This window comes from Devosia sp. 2618 (genome assembly GCF_040546815.1).
In the GTDB taxonomy this organism is placed as follows: Bacteria; Pseudomonadota; Alphaproteobacteria; order Rhizobiales; family Devosiaceae; genus Devosia.
The window spans coordinates 1,705,140-1,729,694 of sequence record NZ_JBEPOO010000001.1 but is presented as its reverse complement, the minus strand read 5'-3'; the positions used below and the strand labels follow the sequence as shown (position 1 = coordinate 1,729,694).

At 59.5% G+C, this 24,555-nt stretch carries 26 protein-coding genes and 2 tRNA genes; 16 read left to right on the top strand and 12 right to left on the bottom strand.

What is annotated here, in order from left to right; translation table 11 throughout:
* Nucleotides 1-46 precede the first annotated feature (46 nt).
* Complete coding sequence (locus tag ABIE28_RS08705; RefSeq protein ID WP_354061998.1) at nucleotides 47-862, top strand: hypothetical protein; 816 nt, start codon at nucleotides 47-49, stop codon at nucleotides 860-862.
* Between the two features lie 26 nt (nucleotides 863-888).
* Nucleotides 889-1,020: a hypothetical protein gene (locus ABIE28_RS08700; RefSeq protein ID WP_354061996.1), complete on the top strand. Its 132-nt coding sequence runs from the start codon at nucleotides 889-891 to the stop codon at nucleotides 1,018-1,020.
* Nucleotides 1,021-2,076: 1,056 nt separating this feature from the next.
* Here ABIE28_RS08700 and ABIE28_RS08695 read toward each other — a convergent pair.
* Nucleotides 2,077-3,966, bottom strand: a complete 1,890-nt coding sequence (locus ABIE28_RS08695) for an acyltransferase family protein (protein ID WP_354061994.1) — start codon at nucleotides 3,964-3,966, stop codon at nucleotides 2,077-2,079.
* A gap of 168 nt (nucleotides 3,967-4,134) precedes the next feature.
* Nucleotides 4,135-4,353 carry a hypothetical protein gene (locus ABIE28_RS08690; protein ID WP_354060219.1) on the bottom strand — a complete coding sequence of 73 codons (219 nt, stop codon included), beginning with the start codon at nucleotides 4,351-4,353 and terminating at the stop codon, nucleotides 4,135-4,137.
* Between the two features lie 105 nt (nucleotides 4,354-4,458).
* On the opposite strand from ABIE28_RS08690, the gene ABIE28_RS08685 reads away from it, so the two are divergent.
* The 3 genes from ABIE28_RS08685 to ABIE28_RS08675 all read left to right on the top strand — a co-directional run bounded on the left by ABIE28_RS08685 (nucleotide 4,459) and on the right by ABIE28_RS08675 (nucleotide 5,928).
* Nucleotides 4,459-4,896, top strand: coding sequence for a phage tail tip lysozyme (locus tag ABIE28_RS08685; protein ID WP_354061992.1), 438 nt, complete (start codon nucleotides 4,459-4,461; stop codon nucleotides 4,894-4,896).
* A 180-nt stretch (nucleotides 4,897-5,076) separates the two neighbouring features.
* Entirely contained in the window at nucleotides 5,077-5,436 is a 360-nt protein-coding gene (locus tag ABIE28_RS08680) for a hypothetical protein (protein WP_354061990.1), read from the top strand.
* Between the two features lie 78 nt (nucleotides 5,437-5,514).
* Entirely contained in the window at nucleotides 5,515-5,928 is a 414-nt protein-coding gene (locus ABIE28_RS08675; protein ID WP_354061988.1) for a hypothetical protein, read from the top strand.
* Between the two features lie 105 nt (nucleotides 5,929-6,033).
* Here ABIE28_RS08675 and ABIE28_RS08670 read toward each other — a convergent pair whose 3' ends face one another.
* From ABIE28_RS08670 to ABIE28_RS08650, 5 genes are all read right to left on the bottom strand, one after another.
* Nucleotides 6,034-6,456, bottom strand: a complete 423-nt coding sequence (locus ABIE28_RS08670; RefSeq protein ID WP_354061986.1) for a hypothetical protein — start codon at nucleotides 6,454-6,456, stop codon at nucleotides 6,034-6,036.
* 171 nt (nucleotides 6,457-6,627) lie between these two features.
* Nucleotides 6,628-6,753, bottom strand: a complete 126-nt coding sequence (locus ABIE28_RS08665) for a hypothetical protein (RefSeq protein ID WP_354061984.1) — start codon at nucleotides 6,751-6,753, stop codon at nucleotides 6,628-6,630.
* A gap of 10 nt (nucleotides 6,754-6,763) precedes the next feature.
* Nucleotides 6,764-7,246 carry a hypothetical protein gene (locus ABIE28_RS08660; protein ID WP_354061982.1) on the bottom strand — a complete coding sequence of 161 codons (483 nt, stop codon included), beginning with the start codon at nucleotides 7,244-7,246 and terminating at the stop codon, nucleotides 6,764-6,766.
* A gap of 137 nt (nucleotides 7,247-7,383) precedes the next feature.
* A tRNA-Arg gene (locus ABIE28_RS08655) sits at nucleotides 7,384-7,460 on the bottom strand.
* An 85-nt stretch (nucleotides 7,461-7,545) separates the two neighbouring features.
* On the bottom strand, nucleotides 7,546-8,580 hold the full coding sequence (locus ABIE28_RS08650) for a LacI family DNA-binding transcriptional regulator (protein WP_354061980.1): 1,035 nt from the start codon (nucleotides 8,578-8,580) through the stop codon (nucleotides 7,546-7,548).
* Between the two features lie 228 nt (nucleotides 8,581-8,808).
* Here ABIE28_RS08650 and ABIE28_RS08645 point away from each other — a divergent pair, with 228 nt between their 5' ends.
* The 8 genes from ABIE28_RS08645 (at nucleotide 8,809) to ABIE28_RS08610 (ending at nucleotide 17,659) form a co-directional block, all read left to right on the top strand.
* Nucleotides 8,809-10,038, top strand: coding sequence for an ABC transporter substrate-binding protein (locus ABIE28_RS08645; protein ID WP_354061978.1), 1,230 nt, complete (start codon nucleotides 8,809-8,811; stop codon nucleotides 10,036-10,038).
* Between the two features lie 74 nt (nucleotides 10,039-10,112).
* Nucleotides 10,113-11,021 (top strand): carbohydrate ABC transporter permease, encoded by a 909-nt coding sequence (locus ABIE28_RS08640; protein ID WP_354061976.1) that lies wholly within the window; start codon nucleotides 10,113-10,115, stop codon nucleotides 11,019-11,021.
* A 9-nt stretch (nucleotides 11,022-11,030) separates the two neighbouring features.
* The gene (locus ABIE28_RS08635) at nucleotides 11,031-11,942 is read left to right on the top strand and encodes a carbohydrate ABC transporter permease (protein WP_354061974.1); all 912 of its coding nucleotides are present in this window, start codon (nucleotides 11,031-11,033) and stop codon (nucleotides 11,940-11,942) included.
* 4 nt (nucleotides 11,943-11,946) lie between these two features.
* Complete coding sequence (locus ABIE28_RS08630; RefSeq protein WP_354061972.1) at nucleotides 11,947-13,029, top strand: ABC transporter ATP-binding protein; 1,083 nt, start codon at nucleotides 11,947-11,949, stop codon at nucleotides 13,027-13,029.
* A 137-nt stretch (nucleotides 13,030-13,166) separates the two neighbouring features.
* Nucleotides 13,167-13,916: a sugar phosphate isomerase/epimerase family protein gene (locus ABIE28_RS08625; RefSeq protein WP_354061970.1), complete on the top strand. Its 750-nt coding sequence runs from the start codon at nucleotides 13,167-13,169 to the stop codon at nucleotides 13,914-13,916.
* Nucleotides 13,917-13,921: 5 nt separating this feature from the next.
* The gene (locus ABIE28_RS08620) at nucleotides 13,922-15,061 is read left to right on the top strand and encodes a Gfo/Idh/MocA family protein (protein WP_354061968.1); all 1,140 of its coding nucleotides are present in this window, start codon (nucleotides 13,922-13,924) and stop codon (nucleotides 15,059-15,061) included.
* Nucleotides 15,062-15,202: 141 nt separating this feature from the next.
* A complete protein-coding gene (locus ABIE28_RS08615) occupies nucleotides 15,203-16,258 on the top strand; it encodes a sugar phosphate isomerase/epimerase family protein (protein WP_354061966.1) in 1,056 nt (351 codons plus the stop codon).
* Between the two features lie 243 nt (nucleotides 16,259-16,501).
* Nucleotides 16,502-17,659, top strand: coding sequence for a Gfo/Idh/MocA family protein (locus tag ABIE28_RS08610; protein ID WP_354061964.1), 1,158 nt, complete (start codon nucleotides 16,502-16,504; stop codon nucleotides 17,657-17,659).
* Nucleotides 17,660-17,790: 131 nt separating this feature from the next.
* Here ABIE28_RS08610 and ABIE28_RS08605 read toward each other — a convergent pair whose 3' ends face one another.
* From ABIE28_RS08605 to ABIE28_RS08590, 4 genes are all read right to left on the bottom strand, one after another.
* Nucleotides 17,791-18,657, bottom strand: coding sequence for a TraB/GumN family protein (locus tag ABIE28_RS08605; RefSeq protein WP_354061962.1), 867 nt, complete (start codon nucleotides 18,655-18,657; stop codon nucleotides 17,791-17,793).
* A gap of 56 nt (nucleotides 18,658-18,713) precedes the next feature.
* Complete coding sequence (locus ABIE28_RS08600) at nucleotides 18,714-19,457, bottom strand: sulfite exporter TauE/SafE family protein (RefSeq protein WP_354061961.1); 744 nt, start codon at nucleotides 19,455-19,457, stop codon at nucleotides 18,714-18,716.
* Nucleotides 19,458-19,525: 68 nt separating this feature from the next.
* Nucleotides 19,526-19,831 carry an ETC complex I subunit gene (locus ABIE28_RS08595; RefSeq protein ID WP_354061959.1) on the bottom strand — a complete coding sequence of 102 codons (306 nt, stop codon included), beginning with the start codon at nucleotides 19,829-19,831 and terminating at the stop codon, nucleotides 19,526-19,528.
* Between the two features lie 41 nt (nucleotides 19,832-19,872).
* Nucleotides 19,873-19,949: transfer RNA gene (locus ABIE28_RS08590), tRNA-Pro, on the bottom strand.
* 100 nt (nucleotides 19,950-20,049) lie between these two features.
* Here ABIE28_RS08590 and ABIE28_RS08585 point away from each other — a divergent pair.
* The gene (locus tag ABIE28_RS08585; protein ID WP_354061957.1) at nucleotides 20,050-20,787 is read left to right on the top strand and encodes a phosphatase PAP2 family protein; all 738 of its coding nucleotides are present in this window, start codon (nucleotides 20,050-20,052) and stop codon (nucleotides 20,785-20,787) included.
* Here the strand turns inward: ABIE28_RS08585 and metC are convergent.
* Nucleotides 20,769-21,956: a cystathionine beta-lyase gene (metC, locus tag ABIE28_RS08580; RefSeq protein WP_354061955.1), complete on the bottom strand. Its 1,188-nt coding sequence runs from the start codon at nucleotides 21,954-21,956 to the stop codon at nucleotides 20,769-20,771. The genes ABIE28_RS08585 and metC overlap by 19 nt on opposite strands.
* A gap of 222 nt (nucleotides 21,957-22,178) precedes the next feature.
* On the opposite strand from metC, the gene ABIE28_RS08575 reads away from it, so the two are divergent.
* Complete coding sequence (locus ABIE28_RS08575) at nucleotides 22,179-23,195, top strand: amino acid ABC transporter substrate-binding protein (protein WP_354061953.1); 1,017 nt, start codon at nucleotides 22,179-22,181, stop codon at nucleotides 23,193-23,195.
* A gap of 163 nt (nucleotides 23,196-23,358) precedes the next feature.
* Entirely contained in the window at nucleotides 23,359-24,549 is a 1,191-nt protein-coding gene (locus ABIE28_RS08570; RefSeq protein ID WP_354061952.1) for an amino acid ABC transporter permease, read from the top strand.
* Nucleotides 24,550-24,555: the final 6 nt, after the last annotated feature.

Sequence of the window (24,555 nt, the reverse complement as noted above, 5' to 3'; positions counted from 1 at the left end):
ATGCGCCGCTATCCGCAAGGGTGGCGGCTTTTTGTTGGAGCCTACCATGACCACCGAAGCCAATGCCCTTGCATCTGAAGAGATCGAGGTAACGTCCCCTGATGCGGTCGATAATGCAGCAGATACGCCGAAGCCCGAAGGAGATGAAACGGGTGCTAATGCCGATCCCGCCCAAACCGATGCTGAAACGGCAGCGGCAGAGGGCGAAAAGGACGGCGACCCCGAGAAGGCCAAAAAGCCCAATCGCAAACCGGCCGGCGAACGTATCGCCGAGCTGATCCGCGCACGCCATGACGCCGAAAAACGGGCCGAAAAGGCGGAAGCGCGCTTGAAGGAACTTGAAGGACCGGCGCCCAAGCGTGCCGACTACAAGGACCCAGACGATTTTGAAGCCGACCGCGCGAAATGGGCCGCGAAAGCCGCCCGTGGAGACGAAGCCAAACATGAGGCCACCACAGCCCGAGCCGAAGCCGAAACGGCAGCGGCAGAGAAGTGGAACGCCTCTCGTGAAGATGCCCAGACCCGCTTTGCCGACTTCAACGAAGTCATCGCAGCGGTCCCCGGCGATGTCTTCACCCCAACAGTCGCCAAAGCCCTGCTCGAATCCGACATGGCGGCAGACGTGGCCTACGTCCTCGCAAAAGACCTCCCGCGCGCACGGCAGTTTGCGGCAATGACGCCGCACCAGCAGGGGCGAGAAATTGGCCGTATCGAGGCCGAACTCACGCCCAAACCCCGCAAAATCAGCTCAACGCCACCACCGGTTGAAACTCTCGGCACGAGGGGCGCAGGCAGCGCGCCAGACCCTTCGAAAATGTCGATGGATGAATACGCCAAGTGGCGGAAATCCCAGAAGGACTGAACCTCAATCCCTGAAAGGGACGCCAGATGGCAAACACTATCGTTACCCCGGATATCTTCGCCAAGGAGGCGGTGATGATCCTCGAAAACGAACTGGTCATGACCAAGCAGGTTTATCGCGGTCATGAGAAGGACTTCGCCAGTTCGGTAAACGGCTAGGTTTTGACGTAACTTGGACAAAAGACGACATCGTTTTCAACGACGTCTTTTTCTCTAATGTCACGCACGGCATTACGAAGCGCGATAGCATCCGAGCGGACGTCGTTCACTGGGGAATTAGGATCATCGGCGGCGGCGAGTACAGAGTCCGAAAATTGTATCATATCTTCCCGTCGCTAGGCACTATTGAGCGCCCAGACATGCAGAGATGTCATCAGGGAATTGATGTCATATCGTCCAACACCAACAGCGCGACGGTTTGGATTGAGGTGTGCGAGGTGAAGTGAACCGGTTGGTTCAGACCGAGGCCTCGCAGTTTCACGTTCGACTGGACAGTGTGAAGGCCTATCTCAGCGGATATTTCGAGGGTGGGGCGCGCCACATCATCGTCTCGGGTGGCAACAACACCCATGTCGTACTTGAAACGTCGCAGTTCAGCCCGCGTCAACAAAGACGGTTCGCCTTCCTCTCTAGGAACGCCTATTCTGTACGCGGTCACGGGCACGAGCGCTTCGCTTACGATGTTGGGTGTCTACGGCCTGATAACCAGTAACATGGACGCCTTCATCGAGTTCTCGGCGACGGCGGCTGGTTCGCTGGCTTGGTTAGGCCAAGGCGGTAACGTCGCAAACATCTTTAAGGATAGCGAGGGGGTGCTTTCCGAACAGCCGCCGAGCGCCCTTTCGATTTCATATTTCAACCCCGGCCTTATACGAGGAAGTGGCCTAAGTCTTCGTGGGAATTTGTCCACCGAGGGCAACATGACTGTTCGCACAGGGTCCGCGTTCGCAACTTCTGCGCGGCTGAAAGTGGGGGCGGTTGATGGCACCGGTATCGGAACGGTTGGGATCGAGACTGCTGCGACATCGAATTCGGCGCGCGACCATATGGTTATACGCAACGCGGTTTTTCTTCACTGCCACACACTGGATTTCGGGCGGCCCAGGTTCACCGGAAGGCTTGGTCACAGCGCCGTTGGGTGCGAATGGAATGATACGACAGGAGGGGTAAAATACATGAAGTCAAATGGGACAGGCAGCACAGGCTGGAAACTCGTTACGCAGGCACCCTAAAGAGGCCTTGGGCTCTGAAATCTCTGAGCACATAGGCGGCCCCGTCTGTCGTCAGGTGATTGCTGTCGTACAGCATTGGCGCTCCGTCTGGTGTCTGATGCTTGCATGCTCCGTCTTCGCAGACCGATGCCAGAGGATCGAAGAATAGGGCCCCCGTTCTGTCGCTCAGGGCTCTCAGTTCGGCATTTACCTCGACCGCACTGCTTCTACGCTCCTCCATATCGGGTACTGATCTACGAGACACAGCGTCTGCGACTAGAAGTTCTGGCAGGGCGGCTGAGTACTCAAGGTTCTGGCCAATTATCACGACGGTTTGCGATTTTGTGCGAAGCCACTCAATGGTTCTTTGCAAGGAGGCCGGCACGCCAGCGCCACTTGCCCATCGAGCGGAGACCACTATCTCGTCGAATTGGTGTGCAGGTATGATCTCTTCGAAAGCTCTACCCATCAAGTCGACGCAATAGCCTGAGCCGCGAGTGCCAATGACCGGGCGGCATCCAGACGCATAGATTTGAGAAAAATTGACGTCGGGAAAGGTCTCGAATAGGCCTGACGCGTAGTGCATTGCGTGGCTATCACCAATGACAAGGACGTTGTAGCCGCCATCGAGGACGCTAACGCAGTCAGGGTCGAATGCATCCGCGTTGGCAATTCCACTGGTGATGAAGCACCGACGCCCCAAAGGATCCCCGGGAATCGGGTAGTCAAGGTAGCGAGCGGCAACTTGAACCTCCGGCGAGAAGCGCTGATATAGCCCTCCTTGCCAAACTATCCCACCCGCCAATACTGCAGCTCCGAGCATTCCCCCCAAACCGAAATAGATGGTCATCGCGCTATTGACGCTGGTCGGGCGACGAAACGGTAACTCTACAAACTTCCAAGACAGAGCCGCGACAACAACCGAGGCTGCGCCGAGAGCGATCTTTTCGTGCGTGCTGAACGCGTCACCCCCGATGTAATATCGGTAGAAAACAATGATCGGCCAATGCCAAAGATAGAGGGAATACGAAATCAGCCCGACCCATACCATCAGCCGTGTACCCAACAGCCAAGCTATCGGGGAGGCCCGGTCTTTTTGGGCGACTATCAAGGCTGCACCGACGCAAGGCCAGAGCGCGGAAGCTCCTGGGAAGGGCGAGGCTGCACTCAGTCGGAAAACTGCATAGCCGATCAAGGTAATGCCCAGAGCGTCCATGACGAACGCTAACCATCGGCGTTTGACAGCTGGCGCGAGGGCAATGATCGCCCCGATCGCCAGCTCCCATGCCCGCAGATGTGTAAGAAAAAACGGCTGAGACGATTGCTGGCGGACCATGACTTCGGACCAGACCAGAGACACGACAATGACAGCACCCAGCGCGATTGTTGCCGTCTTGGTCAGGTGTGTCCGCGACAAACCAGCAAGGATAACCAAGGCGATGGGCCAAACAATGTAAAATTGCTCTTCAACCGCTAGCGACCACGTATGGAGCAACGGCAGCTGGTCTGCCGCTTGGTCAAAATAGTCGGTGTTGAGCCAAAAAAAGATGTTGCTCAGACCGAAGGTTGCAGCTGTGGCACTCTCTGATAGGTTCGAGTAATACGTCGGAAGCAGAAGGACCCATCCTGCCCCCAAAGACGTTGGGATAACCACCAAAAGGGCAGGCAAGATTCTGCGGAAACGGCGTGCGTAGAACCCTAGAAACGAAAACTCCCCCTGCGCCATCTCTCGCACGATGATGGAGGTGATCAGGTAGCCGCTGATGACAAAGAAGACGTCAACACCAACGAAGCCTCCAGGTATAAAGCTAAAGCCGAGGTGATAAGCCAGAACCGCCAGTACGGCTATCGCCCTTAGGCCGTCAATATCAGGGCGATAGGTGGATTTCTGCATCAACAATCCTCTCGCGAAAGCCGCAGGTTGTAAGCCATAACTGTTTCGGCAAATAAAGTCGCATGCTGCACCCAACCCGCTTCGGCGGGTTTTTCTTTGTCCAAATCACAGGAGGACATCATGGCCATAAGGATTACCGGACACTAAAAGACTGGAAGAGCTGCTGTCCTACTCGCCGGTCGTTAGCGCGAGTAAAGCGTAGCCATTCAAATCGATTTCCGCTGCGATGATTGGCCTTGAAGGGTAGAGCAGTTTGTCATCGAGGCTGCTCGATACCAGCGGACGCCAAGTCTTGTCTTGCAGCGCGATTGGCACCAGTGGATCTTCGGTAAATGGCAGGATGAGCAACTCTCTGGTCGGTTGAGAGAATAGAACCGAAATTTTCATTTTCCCCTCGCTGCTCTGTTGTTGATCGCGCGTCCCCGTCCAGCAAGAACTATACAGCCTCCATTGAACACCATTTCTATTTCAATTTAAACTCAGGAGGCCATCATGGCCAAACTCAACGCGGAGCAAACGTTCCGCGCGAAGGCTCCTGCCATCATGGCAAAGCTTCGCAGTGACTTCCCGATAGGCGTTGAGGACGCTGCGGCGATTCTTGGCAACCTCGGGCACGAAAGCGCCGGCCTCACCATCCTGCAGGAAATCAAGCCGACCGTGGCGGGCTCTCGTGGCGGGTTTGTGTGGGCTCAATGGACCAGCCCGCGCCGCCGCGCCTACGAGGCGTATTGCAAGCGCACCGGCAAAGACCCAGCCAGCGATGACGCGAACTACGCCTATCTGTTCATCGAACTCAAAGGCATCGAGGGCAGCGAGAAAGCCGCCATCGGCAAGACCGTGGCTGCCAAAGGGCTCGACGCCAAGGTCGAGGCCTTCGAGCTCGCATTTCTGCGAGCAGGGGTGAAGCATTACCCGAGCCGCAATCAGTGAGCCAAAGTCGCGCTCGACACTTGGGAGAAGGCCGGGGGCAAAGCGCCGGTGCCCGATCCGGAGCCTGCTGCAGGTCAGCCCCGCTCTGGCCCGCCATGGCGAGCCATCATCATCACCGCAATCATTCTGGCCGCCGTTGGAGCGGCCTTTTTCTTGTCCACTCAAGTGAGGTTCTGACCCATGTTGACCGCGATCATTCAATCCGCTGCCGCTGGCTGGCTGTGGCGCCGCGCGCGGGAACTCGGCTCGCTCGCCACCATCTTCGTGCCGATCTATCTGGCCATGCCTCAGAGCATGAAGGACGACGTGCACGCCATCTTTACGGGGCAGGGCGGCGGGCTGACCATTTCGGCCGCCATTGGCCTCGGCTGGTATATCTGGACGCAGCTGCAGTCCTATCGGGCCACGACCAAGGCCCAGGTTGTGACGAGTGGCGGCAAGAAGCTTCCTCTGTCTCGTTCGGGCTCGGAAGAAGCGGAGGCCATTGCCAAGCTGCGACAGCCGCCCCGCACCCTCTGGGAACGCCTGACCGGCAAATAACCACCGGGCGCGCTCCGGCGCGCCTGTCTATCTATCTCTCGGGGCTCGGGTTCATTGACGACACAAACAGGTGCCGAAATGCACGTTCCAAAAGGCTGGAATATCAACACGACAATCGCGGTCTGCGGTTTCGCACTGACACTAATCGTATCGGTATTGGGGTGGACAGCGAGCGCGACCACCTTCAAGGCCAGCGTCGATGAGATGGGCCGCAAATATGATGGCTGGATCGCCAACCACGAGCAGACCCACAAAGACCGATTGGCGACGGTCACTGGCATTGAGGCGCGAACGGACCAGCGATTGTCCAACCTTGAGGGAGAGACCCGCAAGATAGACGAGCTGGCCTATCGCCTCACGATTCAAGAGCAGGGCAGCGCCAACCTCGCCCGGTCGGTCGAGGAACTGAAAACTTCGGTCAACAGCTTGGGCACCGATATTCGAGTGATGCGGGAAATACTCCAGCGGCTGGACCCACGAACCACTCCTTGAGAAAGCAGCATAGCGGAGCGACGAGGTGATCACAGGCCCCGTGGGCCTGGAGCTGGGTATTCCGGCCACTATCAAACGTAAGTGGCCGGAATATCAGCTGCTGGCTTATTCCTCGCCAGTCACCTGGTCAGCAAAACACGCGGCTAGATCTGCAGGCGCGCCCAAAGTCTCTACCCATGAGGCGACTTCAGGCCCTTCGTCGGGCATCGCTACGCCGCCCCAAACATCTTGGAACATCTTCGTCCCGTCTTTTTCTTCAAAGAAGGCATAGCCATCTTCCAGATTCTGAGGGCTGAATGAGGCTACACTCCAATCGCCACTAGCGAGGATCTGATCCACGTCGATTTTGCCGGGGGCATCCTCTTTGAGTGCGGCGGAAGTCAGCGCGACATATTCTTGTTTCAACTGGTCCGTCAGTGGCACATCGATACCTGCGCACAAATCCTGCGCAATCGAAGCACCCGCCGAAAATGCCAAGGCACATAGGGTCAGGCCAGACAGTCGAACGATCTTCGTGTTGACGCTCATCCAAGACATTTTGGTATCACCATTGTTAGGTTGCCCTGCAGGTGTACCGCGTCAACCGGTTGGGCGATACCTCTTAGAATGCGTGTGTCGGAGGCCTAAACAGATCTGGCGCTGGACGGATGAAACGTACTGGCAGGATGGGAAGCCGCCGAGCCGGGGTAAGGGCGGCACTTAGCCTCCCAAGAGCCCCCGACAAAAGCCCTGCACGAAGTCGCGGAACACCGGCCAGAACATCGAGAAGCCCATGAACCAGGGGGCGTACTTGGCGAAAATCGCTTCAAGCTGCCATTCGCTCATCTGTCTCTTCCTATCGTGAAGGGGATGGGGCTAGTGGACAGGTCCGGTTAGCTGCAACTGAACATCGCCGCCCGCGTAGGAGGCCGCGATCTGGGGGGCGCGCGATTTCGCTAACCAGCCGCCCATCGGCCATCTGAATGTTGGCGAGGAACGCATCTTCGAAAGTCTCGATGCCGCTCTCGATGCTTTCAAGCTTGGCCTTGATGCATAGGTAGAGCGCGCGCCACCGAGAACGGCAAGCTTGCTCCCATGCGGCGTAGCGCTGATCTGCAGTCCGAGCCGCACCTCGACCATTGAGCGCGAAGTTCCGATCATCTTGACGAGATAGGGGAAGGTTGAAGCGAATGGCCCGATCCTTCATCGAAAAAGCAATGATCGCCATGCCCGCTTCGTCCATCGTCGCGAAGTGAGTTGCCCCAGCCTTTTTGATCATCGCTTTGATCTGGCCTTCGGTCTTCTCGACTGAAACGCTCGTCGTCTCTGCATATGCCATCGTCTATCTCCTTACCCATGAGGAACAGGGCAGAAAAGGTGCGGGGGCCGCGCCGATTCTGTTAATGGAATCAATGGCCCGAAAAACACCCATGTGCGGGGCGAGCGCATTGAAATAATTGAATATTTTGGAGTATATGGCGATCCCGGGTGGACTCGAACCACCGACCAACAGCTTAGAAGGCTGCTGCTCTATCCAGCTGAGCTACGGGACCAGCGCAGGTCCCATTTACCCCATTTTGCGACAAAGGGAACGGTCTTGTTGTGGCTGGCGTGGGTCCTTCACGGCAAATGTCGAGGTTAACGGGGTAGGGGGGCGGTGCTGGCGCGGATGATGAGTTCGGATTGCAGCACGACCGGGCTCCTGGGCAGCGCATCCTGTTTGCCCTCAATGACATCGATGAGTGCGGCAGTCGCAATGCGGCCCAGCTCGGCGCGCGGCTGGCGCATCGTGGTAAGGGGCGGCCAGCTATGGGTGGCGATGGCCTGATCGTCAAAGCCGATGATCGAGACATCCCGGGGACAATCGAGCCCGTGCTCGCGCAGCCCGGCGAGAAAGCCAATGGCACTGGCGTCGTTGGCCACGAACAGCGCGGTGGGACGCTCCTTGAGCGCGGCAAATTCATGCGCGACGGCGTGCCCGGTCTCCATATCGAACGCACCCTGGAACAGCCATTCTTTGCGAATTTCGAGCCCTGCGGCACTCATGGCAGCCTCAAAGCCGCGTTGACGTTCTCCTGTGAGAATATTGTCGTCGGGCCCCCTGATATGGCCGATGCGGCGGTGTCCAAGCTCAATGAGATAGCGGGTCGCCCTTGCGGCAGCCTTGGCATTGTCGGTCTTGACGGTATGGAACGGCGCCGCCGGAATTTCCTCGCACACCACGATCAACGGCACCGGCTGTGGATCGCCGGCCAATGCAATGAGCTGCTGCAGATCGACGGTGCCGTCGAGCAACAGCAGCCCGTCGATACGGTTGGATGAAAAATAGTCGCGCATGCGCCGAGCCGGCTCGATGCCGGGGAACCGATTGGCCACCAGCATGCCATAACCGCGCCCTGTTGCTTCACGCTCGATGGCGTCCAGCACAGCGGCAAAAAACGGATTGCGCAGGTCAGGCAGGGCGACAAGAATGGTGCGCGAAGTGCGCTGGCGCAGCGACCTAGCCGACTGATTTGGTGTGTAGCCGGTCGCCAGAACCGCTGCCGAAATGCGCGCGCGGGTGCTCTCGCTCACCCGGTCAGGGGCCGATAGGGCGCGACTGACAGTGGCTGTGGAAACCGCTGCAGCGCGAGCAACATCTTGTATCGTCGGCGCTTTTCTGACTGGTTCCATCTCTCAGCGCGCCTCCCTCGCTTAGAGTTATGCAATCGATTTAATTCGATCTTGACAGCTGCGCAAGTCGTGTATGAAACTCATGCAATCGATTGCAGAGATTTTCGAAACGGCTCAATGCAATCGATTACACGCCGCCAGCACGGGAGGTCTCACAAGAAGACAACCATGCTGCTGGCCGGTTCGCGGGAGCGCTTGGCTCCAAGTGATCGTTTGGGAGGACAGAATATGAAGAAATTTGCAGCGGCCGCACTCGCGGCTGCTTTGATGTGCGGCACTGCCATGGCAACGGACCTCGAAGTCACCCACTGGTGGGTGTCGGGCGGCGAAGCTGCTGCCGTCGCCGAACTGGCCAAGGCGTTCGACGCCGAGGGTGACCACTGGGTCGACGGCGCCATCGCCGGTTCCGGCTCGACGGCGAACCCGATCATCATCAGCCGCATCCTTGGTGGTAACCCGATGGGCGCCACCCAGATGAACACCGGCCGCGATGCCGAAGAACTCATCCAGGCCGGCCTGATGCAGGATTTGAGCGAAGTCGCAACCGCCGAGCACTGGGCTGACGTGATCCGTCCGGCGTCCGTGTTCGCGCCGTGCCAGGTCGATGGCAAGGTCTATTGCGTCCCGGTCAACATCCACTCCAACAACTGGCTGTGGCTGAACCGTCACGTCTTCCTCGACAACGGCCTTGAAGTCCCCACCACCTGGGACCAGTTCGTCGACAGCTTCCCAGCGCTCAAGGACAAGGGCATCATCCCGCTGTCAATGGGTCCAGCCTGGACCGTCACCCACGCCTGGAACCAGATTTTCGTCGATATCGCCGGTCCTGAAGTCCAGCAGGAAATCTACCGCGACAAGAGCGTCGATGCTGTCCGCAGCGACGACTTCAAGGCGGCCCTGCAGGCTTTCGCCGACGTCCGTGACAGCTTTGATCCAGCGACCCAGACGGGCCTGTGGAACGAAGCCACCAACCTCGTGATCACTGGCCAGGCTGCCGGCAACATCATGGGCGACTGGGCACAGGGCGAATTCGCCGTGGCCGGCAAAGTTGCAGGCGAAGACTATGACTGCCTGCCAGGTCTGGGTGTGCGCGAACTGGTCGATACCGGTGGCGACAGCTTCTACTTCCCCAAGAACGAAGATCCTGAGATCACCGCTGCCCAGCTTCGTCTGGCCAAGCTGCTGCTCTCGCCAGATGTGCAGGTTGCGTTCAACCTCAAGAAGGGTTCGACCCCGGTTCGTGGCGACGTCGATACCAGCACGGCCAATGCCTGCATGCAGAAGGCTCTCAAGCTTTTCGCAGACCCAACCAAGGTTCTGCCCGCTTCTGAATCGCAGCTCACCAGCGATACCCAGCAGCAGATTGAAGATCTGATCAGCGAGTTCTTCTCGGATCACTCGATCACCGTTGACGACGCCCAGAACCGCTTCGCCGACATCATCGCTTCGGCTCAGTAAGCCTTCCTCCCATTTTAACCGCGTGGCCGGCTAGGACACTATCCTCAGCCGGCCATTTGTTAATGGTGACCCATATGCGGACAACTGGCCGACCCACTGGCTTCTTTCACGACCTGTTTTTGCGCAATTTCAGCTCCAAACTGGCGGTAACGCCCATGGTGCTGACGGTGCTGGTGATCTTCATCGGTTGCACCGCGTGGACAGTCACATATTCCTTCACGAATTCCCGCCTGCTGCCGTCGCTCGATTTCATCGGCTTCGATCAGTATGTCCGCCTGTTCAAGGACAGTCGCTGGCAGACTTCGGTACGCAATATCGCCATTTATGGGGTGTTCTCGCTGACCTTCACCATGGTGGTTGGCTTCCTGCTTGCCGTGCTGATGGACCAGAAAATCCGCTTCGAAAGCGTGTTCCGTACCGTCTATCTCTACCCGTTTGCGCTGTCGTTCATCGTCACCGGCCTTGTCTGGCAGTGGATCATGAACCCGGCGTTCGGTCTGCAGGAATCGGTCCGTAACCTCGGCTGGGCGGGCTTCACCTTCGACTGGTTGACCAACCGTAACATGGTGATCGGCGCGCTGCTGATCGCCGGCATCTGGCAGGGCACGGGCTTTGTCATGGTGCTGCTGCTGGCCGGTTTGCGCTCGGTGGACGAAGAAGTCTGGAAAGCCGCCCGCGTCGACGGCATTCCCACCTGGCGCACCTACATTTCCATCATCATCCCCATGATGCGCGGCACCTTCGTCACCACGTTCGTGATCGTCGGCTCCGGCATTGTCAGGCTCTACGATCTTGTGGTCGCGCTCACCGGAGGGGGGCCGGGCATATCCTCGGAAGTGCCGACCAAATACGTCTTCAACTACATGTTCGGAGCCGGCAATATTGGGCAGGGCCTTGCCGCATCCACCGTCATGCTCCTCACCGTGCTCATCATCCTCATTCCGTGGGCATTCTATGAATTTAGACCCCGGCGCGATCGTTGAGGTGCGGCAATGACCACTGAAATCACCACCACCGAGCTCAAGGGCCCATCCGGTCCCAAGCCCAAAAAACTCCTGACCCCGCAGCGGATCTTGATCTACGTGATCCTGACCATGTTCGCGATTTACTTCCTGCTGCCGCTCTACGTCATGCTGATGACGTCGTTCAAGGAAATGCCGGAAATCCGTCTGGGCCAGATCTTCTCGCCACCGACGCAGGGCTGGACGCTTGAACCCTGGTTCAAGGCCTGGAACAGCGCCTGTACCGGCCTTTATTGCGAAGGCCTCAAGGTCGGGTTCTGGAACTCGGTCAAGATCACCGTCCCGAGCACCATCGTTTCGGTCTTTATCTCCGCGCTAAATGGCTACGCTCTGGTCAACTGGCGCTTCAAGGGCTCCGAAGTGTTCTTCGCGATCCTGATCTTTGGCTCGTTCATCCCCTATCAGGTGATGCTCTATCCCCTGGTGATCCTGCTGTCGCAGGCCAAGATCTTCGCCACGCTGCAGGGCGTGATCGTGATCCACACCATCTTCGGCATGCCGATCCTGACGTTGCTGTTCCGCAATTACTTCGCGTCGCTGCCGCAGGAATTGTTCAAGGCGGCACGTGTCGACGGGGCAGGGTTCTGGCGGATTTTCTTCCAGATCATGGTGCCGATGTCGCTGCCAATCTTTGTGGTCGCGGTCATCCTGCAGGTGACGGGCATCTGGAACGACTTCCTGTTCGGCATCGTCTTTGCCGGCACGTCGAACTACCCGATGACCGTGCAGCTCAACAACATCATCAACTCGATGCAGGGCGTGAAGGAATACAACGTCAACATGGCCGCCACCATTCTCACTGGCCTGGTCCCCCTGACGATCTACTTCATCTCCGGCAAATGGTTCGTCCGCGGTATCGCCGCCGGCGCCGTGAAGGGCTAAGCCAATGACTAACAGTGTAGAAATCAAGGACTTGTCCGTCGCATTCGGGGCCGTTCGCGTCCTCGAAAAGATGAACATCGACATCAAGCAGGGCGAGTTTGTCGTGCTGCTTGGGCCGTCGGGTTGCGGCAAGTCCACCTTGCTGAACTGCATCGCTGGCCTGCTCGAAGTCACCGAAGGTCAGATCTTCATCAACGGCAAGAACGTCACCTGGGCCGAGCCCAAGGATCGTGGCATCGGCATGGTGTTCCAGTCCTATGCGCTCTATCCGCAGATGACGGTGGAGCGAAACCTCAGCTTCGGGCTGCGCGTCTCGGGCATGAAAAAGGACGAGATCGAGCGTCGCGTCGCCCGTGCCGCCGAAATCCTCCAGATCGAGCCGCTGCTCAACCGCAAGCCGGCGGCCCTGTCGGGCGGCCAGCGTCAGCGCGTGGCCATCGGCCGGGCGCTGGTCCGCGATGTGGACGTCTTCCTGTTCGACGAGCCACTCTCCAATCTCGACGCCAAGCTCCGTTCGGACCTGCGCGTCGAGATCAAGCGGCTGCACCAGCGGCTCAAGAACACCATGATCTACGTCACCCACGACCAGATCGAGGCGCTCACCTTGGCCGACCGCATTGCCGTGATGAAAAACGGCGTCATCCAGCAGCTGGCCGATCCGCACACGATCTACAACAAGCCGGTCAATCTCTACGTCGCCGGCTTTATCGGCTCGCCCTCGATGAACATGCTGCAAGGCGCGCTGGAGGGCTCCACCTTCACGGCCGACGACGGCACCGTCGTCCCCGTCGGCAGCTACGAGTTCAGCACACCCGCCAGTGGCGCGACCAAGGCGGTACTCGGCGTTCGTCCCGAACACATCGTACTGGGCGCCGAAGCAGCGAAAATGCCGTACTCGGCCGAGGTGGAAATCGAGATCGTCGAGCCGATGGGTTCGGACACCTTGGCCTGGACCAAGATCGCCGGCCACCCCGTCACCTTCCGCGCCGCCAGCGATGTTCCGCTGCATCCCGGCCAGAAGCTGGTGATCGGTTTTGACCCCGGTCGCGGCTCGATTTTCAGCTCGGAAACCACCAACCGCCTCTGAGCGCAAACACCCCTTCCGCTGCGACGTCCAACGGCGCCGCGCGGCCTTCTACGCCTGCATTCCAGCAACAAACCACAACAGGCTGCCTCGGTCGCCATACGACGACCCGTAGCCACAACGTTACCAACGAGGCCACAATGACCGAATTGTCATTCCAGCTCTACAGCGCCCGCAACACCCCATCGCTTGAGGACTTTCTCGCCAAACTGGCAGCCCTTGGCTACAGGCAGGTCGAGGGTTACGGCGGGCTTTATGCCGACGCGCCGACGCTTGCCGCCACTCTGAAAAAGCACGGTCTGGCCATGCCCACTGGCCATTTTGGCCTCGACCAAATTCAGGACGTCGCCACCACGCTCAAGACCGCCGAAACCCTCGATATCAAGCGCATCTATTGCCCCTATATTACGCCCGAACAGCGCAGCGCCGACGACTCCAAGTGGCTCGAACTGGCCGATATTCTCGCCAAGGCAGGCGCGGCTTACGCCAAGGAAGGCTATGGCTTCGGCTGGCACAACCATGACTTCGAGTTCGTGCCCACCACATCCGGCCGTCTGCCCATCGACATCATCCTTGAGGGTGCGCCGCACATCGAATGGGAAGCCGACATTGCCTGGATCGTACGCGGCAAGTCCGACCCGATCGCCTGGTTTGACAAATACGGCGATCGCATCAGCGCCGTCCACGTCAAGGACATCGCTCCCGTCGGCGAAGCGCTCGATGAAGATGGTTGGGCCGATATCGGCCACGGCACGCTCAACTGGGATGAGCTGATCAAAACCGTTCAGGCCAAGACCAAGGCGCAGTACTTCGTCGCCGAACACGACAAGCCGTCGGACGAGCAGCGCTTCGCCGCGCGCTCGATCGCAACCGCCAGCAAGTGGAAGTAATCCAGATGGCCAAGACTTTTGGCGTCGGCATCATTGGTGCCGGCAATATTTCCAGCGCCTATCTCCGCCTTGCGCCGCTGTTCAAGGGGCTCGATGTCCGCGCCATCGCCGACATTGCTCCCGCCGCAGCGCAGAAGCAGGCCGCCGAGTTTGGCGTCGCCGCGCAGACGCCCGATGAGCTGCTCAAGAACAGCGAAATCGACGTCGTCGTGAACCTGACCATCCCATCGGCCCACTATGCGGTGTCGATGGATATCGTCTCGGCCGGCAAGCACGCCTATTCCGAAAAGCCGTTCGTGCTGTCGCTGGAGGAGGGTGTCTCCCTCCGTAAAGCTGCCGACGAACGTGGCCTCAAGGTTGGCTCGGCGCCGGACACGTTCCTGGGCGGCGCGCATCAGCAGGCCCGCGAAATCATCGACAGCGGCCAGCTCGGCAAGATTATGAGTGGCACCACCCACGTCATGAGCCGTGGCATGGAGCATTGGCACCCCAACCCGGACTTCTTCTTCCAGCCCGGCGCCGGCCCGATCCTTGATCTCGGTCCTTACTACGTCACCGACCTGATCCATCTGCTCGGTCCGGTCAAACGCCTGTCGGCCTTCACCAATATGGCCCGCACCGAACGCGAAGTGACCGCCGAGGGCCCTTGCAAGGGCACCTTCGTCAAGGTCGCCACGCCCACCACCATTCATGGCGTGCTCGAATTTGCCTCCGGCGCCATCGTCACCATCGGTGCGAGCTGGGACGTGGCCGCGCATGGTCACCACAATATCGAGCTTTACGGCACCGACGGCTCGATCTTCCTGCCCGACCCGAACTTCTTCGGCGGCGATCTGGTGACGGCCGACATTGCCGGCGAACGCACCAACGTTACGCCATGGGACCATCCCTTTGGCGTTGCCAATCAGGAACTCGACCAGCCCATCCCGCGCGCCAACTACCGCGCGGCAGGCCTCGCCGACATGATGGCGTCCATTGAAGGCGGCTACCGCGCCCGCTGCGGCCTCGATGTGGCGCTGCATGTCGTCGACGTCATGACCAGCCTGCTCAAGGCAGGCGAAAGCGGGCAGGTGATCACCTTGACCACCACCTGCGAGCGTCCGCTAGCCCTCGGTCCGGCCGATGCACGGGCGCTGCTGAAGTAATGAGGTGCGTACCTCATTGACAGGCGTCATGCGCCGGTCAAAACTATGGTGAGGAATAAAGACAGGCGGCGGTCACTCGTCGCCTGTTTTCATGACATGATACAAAACCGAGGCGCCAAGCGCCCACAGAGGAGAGACGACATGCGCACCATCAAGGGTCCCGCAATCTTTCTGGCACAGTTCGCGGGCGATGCTGCGCCGTTCAACACCTTTGACGCCATCTGCGGCTGGGCCGCAAACTATGGCTACAAGGGCGTCCAGATCCCGACCTGGGTTACCAACCTGATCGATCTGGAAAAGGCCGCGACCTCCAAGACCTATGCCGACGAGCTCACGGGCACCGCCGCCAGCCATGGTCTCGAAATCACCGAACTGTCGACCCACCTGCAGGGCCAGCTTGTTGCAGCGCACCCGGTCTATGACACCATGCTCGATGGCTTCGCGCCGCCAGCGGTGCACAACAATCCAAAGGCCCGTCAGGAATGGGCGGTCCAGCAGCTCCACTGGGCAGCCAAGGCCTCGAGAAACCTCGGCCTCACCGAACACGCGACCTTCTCGGGCGCGCTGGCCTGGCCGTTCCTCTATCCATTCCCACAGCGTCCGGCCGGTCTGGTCGAAGAGGCCTTCGACGAACTGGCCCGCCGCTGGACCCCGATCCTGAATGCCTTTGACGAAAACGGCGTCGATGTCGGCTACGAACTGCACCCCGGCGAAGACCTGTTCGATGGCGTGACCTTCGAGATGTTCCTCGACCGCGTCAAAAACCATCCGCGCGCCAACATTCTCTACGATCCAAGCCACATGGTGCTGCAGCAGCTCGATTATCTCGATTTCATCGATATCTATCACGAGCGCATCAAGCTGTTCCACGTCAAGGACGCCGAGTTCAACCCAAGCGGTCGTCAGGGCGTTTATTCGGGCTACCAGAGCTGGATCAATCGGGCAGGGCGCTTCCGTTCGCTCGGCGACGGCCAGGTCGATTTCGCCTCCATCTTCTCCAAGATGGCCCAATATGATTTCGCTGGCTGGGCCGTGCTCGAATGGGAATGCGCTATCAAGCACCCCGAAGATGGCGCACGTGAAGGTGCCGAGTTCATTAAGAACCACATCATCCACGTCACCGAACACGCCTTCGACGATTTCGCCTCCGCCGGCACCGACGCCGCCGCCAATCGCAAGATCCTGGGACTCTCGTAGTCCAGTAGGATATCCGGTACGCCGTCATTGCCCGGCTTGTCCGGGCAATCCATGGACCACCCGGACAACCCGGGTGGTGACGATAGATGGATGGGATTGCAGCACTGCCTGGCTCAATATGAGGGCTACTTTGAGCTTGGTGTAACAGCAGCCCTCATGGTGAGGTGCGAGCACTTCGCGAGCCTCGAACCACGAGGGCGTGGCACAGACTTCGCCACAGACAAGAATTGAGGAGACAAGAATATGGCTGAGAACGGCGCAAAGCGCATTCGCCTGGGCATGGTTGGCGGCGGCACGGGAGCCTTTATCGGCTACGTTCACCGCGTCGCATCCCGCATTGATGGTGATTACGACCTCGTCGCTGGCGCGCTGTCGTCGCGCGCCGAAGTCGCCAAGGAATCCGGTCGCAATCTCGGCCTCGCCGATGACCGCATCTACACCTCCTACGAAGACATGGCCCGCGCCGAATCCGCGCGTCCCGATGGCATCCAAGCCGTCGCCATCGTCACGCCAAACCACATGCATTACGGCCCGGCCAAGGCCTTCCTTGAAGCTGGCATCCACGTCATCTGCGACAAGCCGATCACCAGCACGCTCGAAGACGCCCGCAAGCTGGCCGAGATCAAGCCCAAGAACGGCGCCAAATTTCTGCTGACCCACAATTACACCGGCTATCCGCTTGTGCGTCAGGCCCGCGAAGTCGTCGCTTCGGGCGCTCTGGGCAATATCCGCGTCGTGCAGGCCGAATACCCTCAGGATTGGCTCACCGAAGCCGTCGAACAGTCCGGCAATGCCCCTGGCGCTGAATGGCGCACCGATCCGGCTCGTTCCGGCGCTGGCGGCGCCATCGGCGATATCGGCACCCACGCCTATAACCTGCTGCGCTTCGTCACCGGCCTCAAGACCTCGGCCGTCTCGGCGGACCTGACGTCCTTCGTGCCGGGCCGCAAGCTCGACGACAATGTCAACATCATGCTGCGCTTCGAAGGCGGCGCCAAGGGCATGCTCTGGGCCAGCCAGGTTGCCGTCGGCAACGAGAACGGCCTCCAGCTGCGCGTCTATGGCGACAAGGGCGGACTTGAATGGCGTCAGGATAATCCGAACTACATGTGGTTCACCGAATTCGGCAAACCCAAGCAGTTGCTGACCCGCGGCGGCTCGATCACCGGCCAGCCCGCCTCGACCATGAATGTACGTGTTCCGTCCGGTCACCCCGAGGGATATCTCGAAGCTTTCGCCACGCTCTATAGCCAGTTTGCCGCCGTCATCCGCGGCGAGGGTGCAGCCTATGAAGGGCTGCTGCCATCCATGGCCGACGGCATCGAAGGCATGCAGTTCATCGTCGCCTCGGTGCAGTCGAGCAGCAATGACGGCAAGTGGACCAAGCTCAGCGAGGTCTAAGAGTACCCCCATCCAACCTCCCCTGAAAAGGGGGAGGAGCCTATCGAGTGTGTGGCACGATCGCGCCATGCCCGCTGGCCAGATTCCTCCCCCTATCAGGGGGAGGCTAGGCGGGGGTATCCCCTCCAAACCTACTGTATCCGCTTGACCTGATACCCCGCCTTTTCCAGCAGATCGACCACGCTGCCATCGCCGATCAGATGCGCCGCCCCGACCACGATCAGGTTGTGCTGATTGTCCGCCAGCATGCCCTCGATCGGCGCGATCCAGTTCTCGTTGCGCTCAAAGATCAGTCGGTTGAGAAACTCGCCCTCATAGCCGCCCATTTCCATCGCGAACATCTTTTCCAGCGCTTCCGGCGTGCCCTTGGCCCAATTGGTCAGCATCTTGCTCATGACCTTGGACATCGAGCCAAGCTCGTCCAGCGTTGCCCGCAGATAGGCGACCTGTTCGTCCTCCGTGCCGCCCGCCAGCACGTCGAGCTGCTCGTCATCGGTTTCGAGAAACACCAACTGGTCATCGGTCAGCTCGGGCAGCAGCGAGAACTCAACCCCTTCGCCATCAAAGCCAATATCGGCGGTTGCAGCGGCGGAAATGGTCATCGTGGCCATCCACGGTTTCATCGCCAGCAATGGGCCCATCGGCATGCCCATCTGGTCAGCCCAGCTTCGGAGATCAGATTCGGTCTGTGCCCCGATGACTTCGGAGAGCAGCGTTCCGTCGGTATACATGCCGCGCGCGAATGACTTCCCGCCGATCACGGCCATGGCGGATGGACGCACATCGGTCTCAAACACCACGGCATCCGCGTCGGCCAGAACCGAATCAAACAAAGGCGTTCGCCATTCGATGTCGCTGGGCAGCATGTGGAATGAGCCAAACAGCCAAACGCTGCTGTCATCGTCGCTGACTTCCCACAAAGCCGGTGCGGCGTGGACAGGCAACGTCATTCCAAGAGCGACAATTGCGGTGATCAGGCGGCGCGCTGATAGCTTCATCGTGGGCTTCTCCTTGGACGGGCTAGCCTGACAGATAGGTCACGCCGCGCCAACCGCTAGAGCCACTGCACCACGCTGCCCCAGACAAGGGTCATGCCAGACAGCAAAAGCAGCACCAGAATCAGGCGACGGAATGTCCGCGTCGCGAGCCTCCGAAACAGCAGCACACCCAACACCGCCGGGATCGCCAGTGCCGGCGTAATCCAGCCAAACATCACCAGCGTCTGCTGCGTGATGCTGCCCGAAAGCGCATAGACCGTCAGCGTCGTCACATGCATGGCGATGTTGAAGGCCTGCAGCACGCCGCGCTGCGTGTCCTTGTCCCAGCCGCGTAGTGTCGTCCACAGCGTCGGGATCGGTCCCGAGATGCCCGCCAGCCCGCCCAGCACCCCGCCAACAAAGCCTGCCGCCCAATCAGCCGTGCGCCCACCATGGCGCAGCGAGAAGTCCGGCGGCAGCAGCAGCATCAGCGGGCAATAGATCAGCGGGAACACGCCCAGCGCGAATTTGAACAGCACCGGGTCCAGCCATTGCAGCAGGAATGCGCCAAGTGGCACCCCGATCAGCCCGCCAACAACCAGTGGCAGCAGTCGTTTGAACTCAAAGCCGCGCCACACCCAGGGCAGGGCGACCAGCTGCCCCACCAGCGCGCCAAACACCGCCATGGGTGCTGCCATTTGCGGCTCGATCGCCCAGGCCCAGATCGACAGCGCCACCAGCGAGAACGCAAAACCTGACACGCCCTGCGCAAAGCCAGCTGCGGCAGCGCCCGCCAGGATGATCAAGAGGCTTGCGTCCAACAAAGGTCCCCAAAAACAAAAGCGCCACAATCACTTGCGGCGCATTGAAAAATCTATCTGTGGGACGATCAGTGCGTCCAGGGCGTCTTGCGGTCAGACCGGAAGTTGTCTGGATAGCTCTGACGCTTGGGCGTGGCTTCCTGCGAAGGCTGCACGGAATAGGCGATGCCATTCTTGTGCGCATAGGCTTCGGCCAGCTCGAGCGTATCAAAGCTCAGGCGAACCTGCTGACGCGTATCAGTGGACGTGGTGTAACCCATCAGTGGGTCAATACCGCGCTGCGAAGCCAACTCGTGGACCAGGACCCACTGCTTTGACTTGCCCTTACCCGATTGCATGGCGTTGGGAGCCGGTCGGTAAATTCGGGCAGTCATGCAAGGTCCTCAACACGATGCGCTAACGGCGATAAAAAGTATGGTCGGAGTACAAAGATTCGAACTTTGGACCCCCGGTTCCCAAAACCGGTGCTCTACCAGGCTGAGCTACACTCCGAGACAGCGCCTCTCTAACCAATGGATTTGAAAAGGGCAAGCGTCGTTTGCAACTATCATCACTATTGACGGGATAGCCTGTGGACACGCAAAAACGCGCCATGACAGATCTCACCAAACCCTGGCCTTTTGGGCTGAATAGCCGACGCTGGCCGCTCTTTTGCCTCGGCGTCATTATTGGCGTGGCTCTGCTGTCACAGATTGATGTGTGGGCCTCGCAGGGCGCAATTGGCTGGCCAGAGCAGTGGCGAGCGCCATTTTTCCTCATAACGGACTACGGATTGTCCGATTGGGTGCTGATTCCGTCGCTGATCGTGACGATCATCGCGATTCCCGCCGCGTTTATTCTGCGAAACCAGCCCAGATTCATCGCGCGGCACGTCGCCTTGCTCTCAAGTTTCTTTTTTCTCGGGGTCGGCGCCCCCGGATTGATGGCGAATCTGCTCAAGCGACTCATTGGTCGCGTCCGTCCGGTGGAATTTGAGACATACGGGGCCTTTTCGTTCCAGCACGTCCTCAACGACTGGCAGTTCCAGAGCTTTCCATCCGGCCACACGACAACCGCCATCGCCCTGGCCTTCGTCATCGGCTTTCTGTGGCCGCGATTCTTCCTGCTGTTTCTGGCAATCGGCGTCGTGGTGGGGATTTCCCGCGTGCCCGTGGGCATGCACTACCCAACCGACGTCTTTGCCGGCCTGATCGTCGGCATGCTCGGCGCCTATCTGGTGCGCTATTTCTTCGCGCGGCGCGGCTGGCTGTTCACCATCAGGCCCGACGGACGAATCGTCCGTCGGCGATTCGCCGTCCTCAGGCGTGCGTTTCAGCGCGCCCGGGCGTAGCGCTCCATTGCTGCACTCAAATCGGCTTTGAGGTCATCGACGCCCTCAAAGCCGATATGCAGGCGGAACAGGTTCCCCTCATTCATCCATGGCTTGACGGTGCGGATGCCCTTGAGGTTCACCGGCAGGCACAGGCTTTCATAGCCGCCCCATGAATAGCCCATGGTGAACAGCTGTAACTGATCGACAAATGCCGCCACCGAGGCGCGCGGGGCCGGTGCCAGAATCACGCCGAACAGGCTGCCGGACCCGGTGAAGTCGCGCTTGAACAGCGCATGATCGGGATGGCTGGGCAGGGCAGGGTGCAACACCGAAACCACTTCTGGCTGCCCCTCAAGCCAGCTGGCAATGTCCAGGGCCCGCTTCTGATGCTCCGCCATGCGGATAGAAAGCGTGCGCAAGCCACGCGCCACCAGAAAGGCCTCGTCGCCTGAGGTGAAAAAGCCAAGTCGACGCCGCGTCAGCTCCAGCTCGCCCCAGCGTTCCTCGGTCGCGGTTGCCGTTCCGGCAAACGCATCCGAATGGCCGACGAACATCTTGGTCCCCGCATGAATCACGATGTCGGCGCCCATCTCCAGCGGCTTGAAATAGAGCGGCGATGCCCAGCTATTGTCCACGATCAGCTTGGCGCCCGCAGCATGGGCGGCTTCCGCAAAAGCCCGAATGTCCTGCATTTCAAAGGTCAGCGAGCCGGGGCTCTCGGCCAGAATCGCTTTCGTGCGCGGCGAAATCAGTTCGCTGATTCCCGCGCCGATGCGGGGATCGTAATAGCGAACCGTCACGCCAAAGCGCTCTAGGAAGTCGTCGGCGAACTGCCGGCCGGGCTCATAGGCATTGTCGCAGATCAGCACTTCATCGCCTGCGCGCACGCAGCTCAGGATCGCAACCGTGATCGCGGCCACGCCCGAGGGCAGGAGCCGCGTGCGGTAGCCGCCTTCGAGTGCGTTGACGATTTCCTCGACGCCATCGGTCGTTGGGTTGCCGGCGCGGCCATAAAGGAAGCGCTGGTTTTGCGCGTCGAGATCATCGAGCGTTTTGAACAACACCGTCGACCCGCGATAGACGGGCGTATTCACAAATCCAAAATGATCATCGGGCGAACGACCGAGATGGGTCAGTGCTGTCTCGATCGATAGCTTGGCGGGGTTGCCGCTTTTATTATCACTCATGCTAGGCTCGGTGCTCAAATTCAGATCAGTTGGGTATATATGGCTAATAAAAAGACAGCTGTACTGTCCCATACTGGCTTCGGCCCTTGACGCGAAGGTCAATAGACGCTTGCATGCTTAGCAGCATCACACCCGCCAGACAAAGGCGGCGGTGCCACCGGGGACGCTGGCGCAAGCCTGATGAGCTTCGGGGAAAAAAGTCAGGAAACAAAGGCAATCACAATGAAAAAAACGCTCGTAACGATGGCGGTTGTAGCATCGATGGGCCTGGGCGCGACTGCTGTGCAGGCGCAAACTCTGGATGCTGTGAAGGCAAAGGGCTTCGTCCAGTGCGGTGTTACCGCCGGCGTGCCCGGCATGTCGCAGCCAGATGCCAACAACAACTGGAGCGGCCTAGAAGTCGACTACTGTCGTGCCATCGCCGCCGCCATCTTCAATGACGCGCAGGCCGTCCGCTTTACCCCGCTGACCTCGCAGGAGCGCTTCGCCGCTCTGTCTGCTGGTGAAATCGACGTTCTGTCGCGCACCACCACCTGGACCATGTCCCGCGATACCGATCTGGGCATCAGCTTCACTGGCGTGATGTACTATGACGGTCAGGGCTTCCTGGTTCGCAAGTCGGACGGCATTGCCTCGGCACTTGACCTCGATGGCGCTGCTATCTGCATCGAATCCGGCACCACCACAGAACTGAACGCTGCTGACTACTTCGCGTCGCACAATCTCGACTTCAACCCAGTCGTGTTCGTCGACAAGCCCGAAGTGCTCAAGGCCTACGAAGACGGCCGTTGCGACGTGCTGACCTCGGATGCGTCCCAGCTGGCATCGGACCGCACCAAGTTCGCGGATCCAAGCGAGCACGTCCTGCTGCCAGAGATCATCTCCAAGGAGCCGCTTGGGCCTTCCGTCCGTTCGGGCGATCCACAGTGGTTCAACATCGGTCGTTGGGTCTATTACGCACTGCTCGAAGCTGAAGAACTGGGCGTGACCCAGGCTAACGTCGATGAGCAGCTCGGCTCCGACAATCCATCCGTCCGTCGCCTGCTGGGCGTCGAAGGTGAATTCGGTGCTCCAATCGGCCTCACCAATGATTGGGCCTATCGCATCGTCAAGCTCGTCGGCAACTACGGCGAAACCTTTGACCGCAACATGGGTGAAGGCAGCCCGATTGGTGTGCCGCGCGGCCTGAATGCTCTGTGGAACCAGGGCGGCCTGCAATACTCGCCGCCAATCCGCTAGTAAGCCATCACGCTGGCGCCGTCCCCCAAAGGACGGCGCCAGTTTGGTTTTACACTTCGTCTTTCAGATGTAACGGGCACGCGTGCCCGATGCAGAGGCTTTTTGCCCTGCAATTGCAGCCTGTTAGCCGAAGCAAACAGCCACAGACATTAGGTGCGACGCGATGGCCGCTCTGGATGGTGCCTCAGGCAACCCACCAAAAACGACTTTCTATAACGACCCCGTCATTCGGGGATATATCTACCAGCTGCTGGTTGCCGTTCTGGTGATCGGGTTCTTTACCTGGATCGTCATCAACGCGGCCCAAAACCTTGCAGCGCAAAACAAGTCGACTGGTTTCGACTTCCTCGGACGCACGTCCGGCTTTTCGATCAGCTTCACGCTCATCCCCTTCGACCGCACCTCCTATTACTGGCAGGCCTTTGTCGTCGGTCTGCTCAACACGCTGCTTGTGGCCGCGATCGGCATTTTCTTTGCCACGATCCTCGGCTTCACCATCGGCATAGCGCGCCTGTCGTCGAACTGGCTCGTGTCGCGTCTTGCTACGCTTTACGTCGAAATCATCCGCAATATCCCGCTGCTGCTGCAGCTGTTCTTCTGGTATTTCGCGGTCCTCAAGGCCATGCCCGCAGTCCGCGATAGTCTGGCTCTGCCGTTCGGCTCTTTCCTCAATCAGCGCGGCTTTTTCGTGCCGCGTCCGGTTTGGGATGAGCGCATCGTCTGGATGTGGCTGGCTCTGGCCATCGTCGTCGTGTTCTGCTTCGTCCTGCGTCGGTGGGCTCGCCGTCGGCTGTTTGAAACAGGTCGTCGTTTCCCGGTCTTTCTGACGGCCCTCGGGGGCAGCATTCTGATCGCCTTGGCGGTCTTCCTGCTCAGCGGCGCGACCGTAAGTTTCGACTTTCCTGAACTGCAGCGGTTCAATTTCCGTGGCGGTCTTGAGCTTCCACCCGAATTTGTCGCTCTGGCATTCGGTCTGTCGATCTACACGGCGGCCTTTATCGCCGAGACCGTGCGCGGCGGCATCAAGGCGGTCAGCCGTGGCCAGACAGAGGCTGCGGAATCGCTTGGCCTCAAGGAAGGCGACCGCCTGCGTCTTGTGGTTCTGCCACAGGCAATGCGCGTCATCGTTCCACCGCTGACCAGCCAGTACTTGAACCTGACCAAGAACTCATCGCTCGGTGCCGCCATCGGCTATCCCGAACTGGTCAACGTTTTTGCCGGCACCACGCTCAATCAGACGGGCAAGGCCATCGAGGTCATCGGCATGACCATGTTGGTCTATCTCACCTTCTCCCTGCTCACCTCGGCCTTCATGAATTGGTACAATGGCCGCGTTGCGCTGGTCGAACGCTAGGAGCCG

Bases quoted from the DNA above. Each gene is read 5' to 3' on its own strand.
- ABIE28_RS08640 (WP_354061976.1), top strand. From the start codon at position 10,113: ATGCGGACAACTGGCCGACCCACTGGCTTCTTTCACGACCTGTTTTTG.
- ABIE28_RS08705 (WP_354061998.1), top strand. From the start codon at position 47: ATGACCACCGAAGCCAATGCCCTTGCATCTGAAGAGATCGAGGTAACG.
- ABIE28_RS08635 (WP_354061974.1), top strand. From the start codon at position 11,031: ATGACCACTGAAATCACCACCACCGAGCTCAAGGGCCCATCCGGTCCC.
- ABIE28_RS08665 (WP_354061984.1), bottom strand. From the start codon at position 6,753: ATGAGCGAATGGCAGCTTGAAGCGATTTTCGCCAAGTACGCCCCCTGG.
- ABIE28_RS08595 (WP_354061959.1), bottom strand. From the start codon at position 19,831: ATGACTGCCCGAATTTACCGACCGGCTCCCAACGCCATGCAATCGGGT.
- ABIE28_RS08615 (WP_354061966.1), top strand. From the start codon at position 15,203: ATGCGCACCATCAAGGGTCCCGCAATCTTTCTGGCACAGTTCGCGGGC.
- ABIE28_RS08630 (WP_354061972.1), top strand. From the start codon at position 11,947: ATGACTAACAGTGTAGAAATCAAGGACTTGTCCGTCGCATTCGGGGCC.
- ABIE28_RS08660 (WP_354061982.1), bottom strand. From the start codon at position 7,246: ATGGCATATGCAGAGACGACGAGCGTTTCAGTCGAGAAGACCGAAGGC.
- ABIE28_RS08605 (WP_354061962.1), bottom strand. From the start codon at position 18,657: ATGAAGCTATCAGCGCGCCGCCTGATCACCGCAATTGTCGCTCTTGGA.
- ABIE28_RS08585 (WP_354061957.1), top strand. From the start codon at position 20,050: ATGACAGATCTCACCAAACCCTGGCCTTTTGGGCTGAATAGCCGACGC.
- ABIE28_RS08650 (WP_354061980.1), bottom strand. From the start codon at position 8,580: ATGGAACCAGTCAGAAAAGCGCCGACGATACAAGATGTTGCTCGCGCT.
- ABIE28_RS08675 (WP_354061988.1), top strand. From the start codon at position 5,515: ATGCACGTTCCAAAAGGCTGGAATATCAACACGACAATCGCGGTCTGC.
- ABIE28_RS08610 (WP_354061964.1), top strand. From the start codon at position 16,502: ATGGCTGAGAACGGCGCAAAGCGCATTCGCCTGGGCATGGTTGGCGGC.
- ABIE28_RS08695 (WP_354061994.1), bottom strand. From the start codon at position 3,966: ATGCAGAAATCCACCTATCGCCCTGATATTGACGGCCTAAGGGCGATA.
- ABIE28_RS08625 (WP_354061970.1), top strand. From the start codon at position 13,167: ATGACCGAATTGTCATTCCAGCTCTACAGCGCCCGCAACACCCCATCG.
- ABIE28_RS08575 (WP_354061953.1), top strand. From the start codon at position 22,179: ATGAAAAAAACGCTCGTAACGATGGCGGTTGTAGCATCGATGGGCCTG.
- ABIE28_RS08620 (WP_354061968.1), top strand. From the start codon at position 13,922: ATGGCCAAGACTTTTGGCGTCGGCATCATTGGTGCCGGCAATATTTCC.
- ABIE28_RS08685 (WP_354061992.1), top strand. From the start codon at position 4,459: ATGGCCAAACTCAACGCGGAGCAAACGTTCCGCGCGAAGGCTCCTGCC.
- metC (WP_354061955.1), bottom strand. From the start codon at position 21,956: ATGAGTGATAATAAAAGCGGCAACCCCGCCAAGCTATCGATCGAGACA.
- ABIE28_RS08570 (WP_354061952.1), top strand. From the start codon at position 23,359: ATGGCCGCTCTGGATGGTGCCTCAGGCAACCCACCAAAAACGACTTTC.
- ABIE28_RS08700 (WP_354061996.1), top strand. From the start codon at position 889: ATGGCAAACACTATCGTTACCCCGGATATCTTCGCCAAGGAGGCGGTG.
- ABIE28_RS08680 (WP_354061990.1), top strand. From the start codon at position 5,077: ATGTTGACCGCGATCATTCAATCCGCTGCCGCTGGCTGGCTGTGGCGC.
- ABIE28_RS08670 (WP_354061986.1), bottom strand. From the start codon at position 6,456: ATGAGCGTCAACACGAAGATCGTTCGACTGTCTGGCCTGACCCTATGT.
- ABIE28_RS08690 (WP_354060219.1), bottom strand. From the start codon at position 4,353: ATGAAAATTTCGGTTCTATTCTCTCAACCGACCAGAGAGTTGCTCATC.
- ABIE28_RS08645 (WP_354061978.1), top strand. From the start codon at position 8,809: ATGAAGAAATTTGCAGCGGCCGCACTCGCGGCTGCTTTGATGTGCGGC.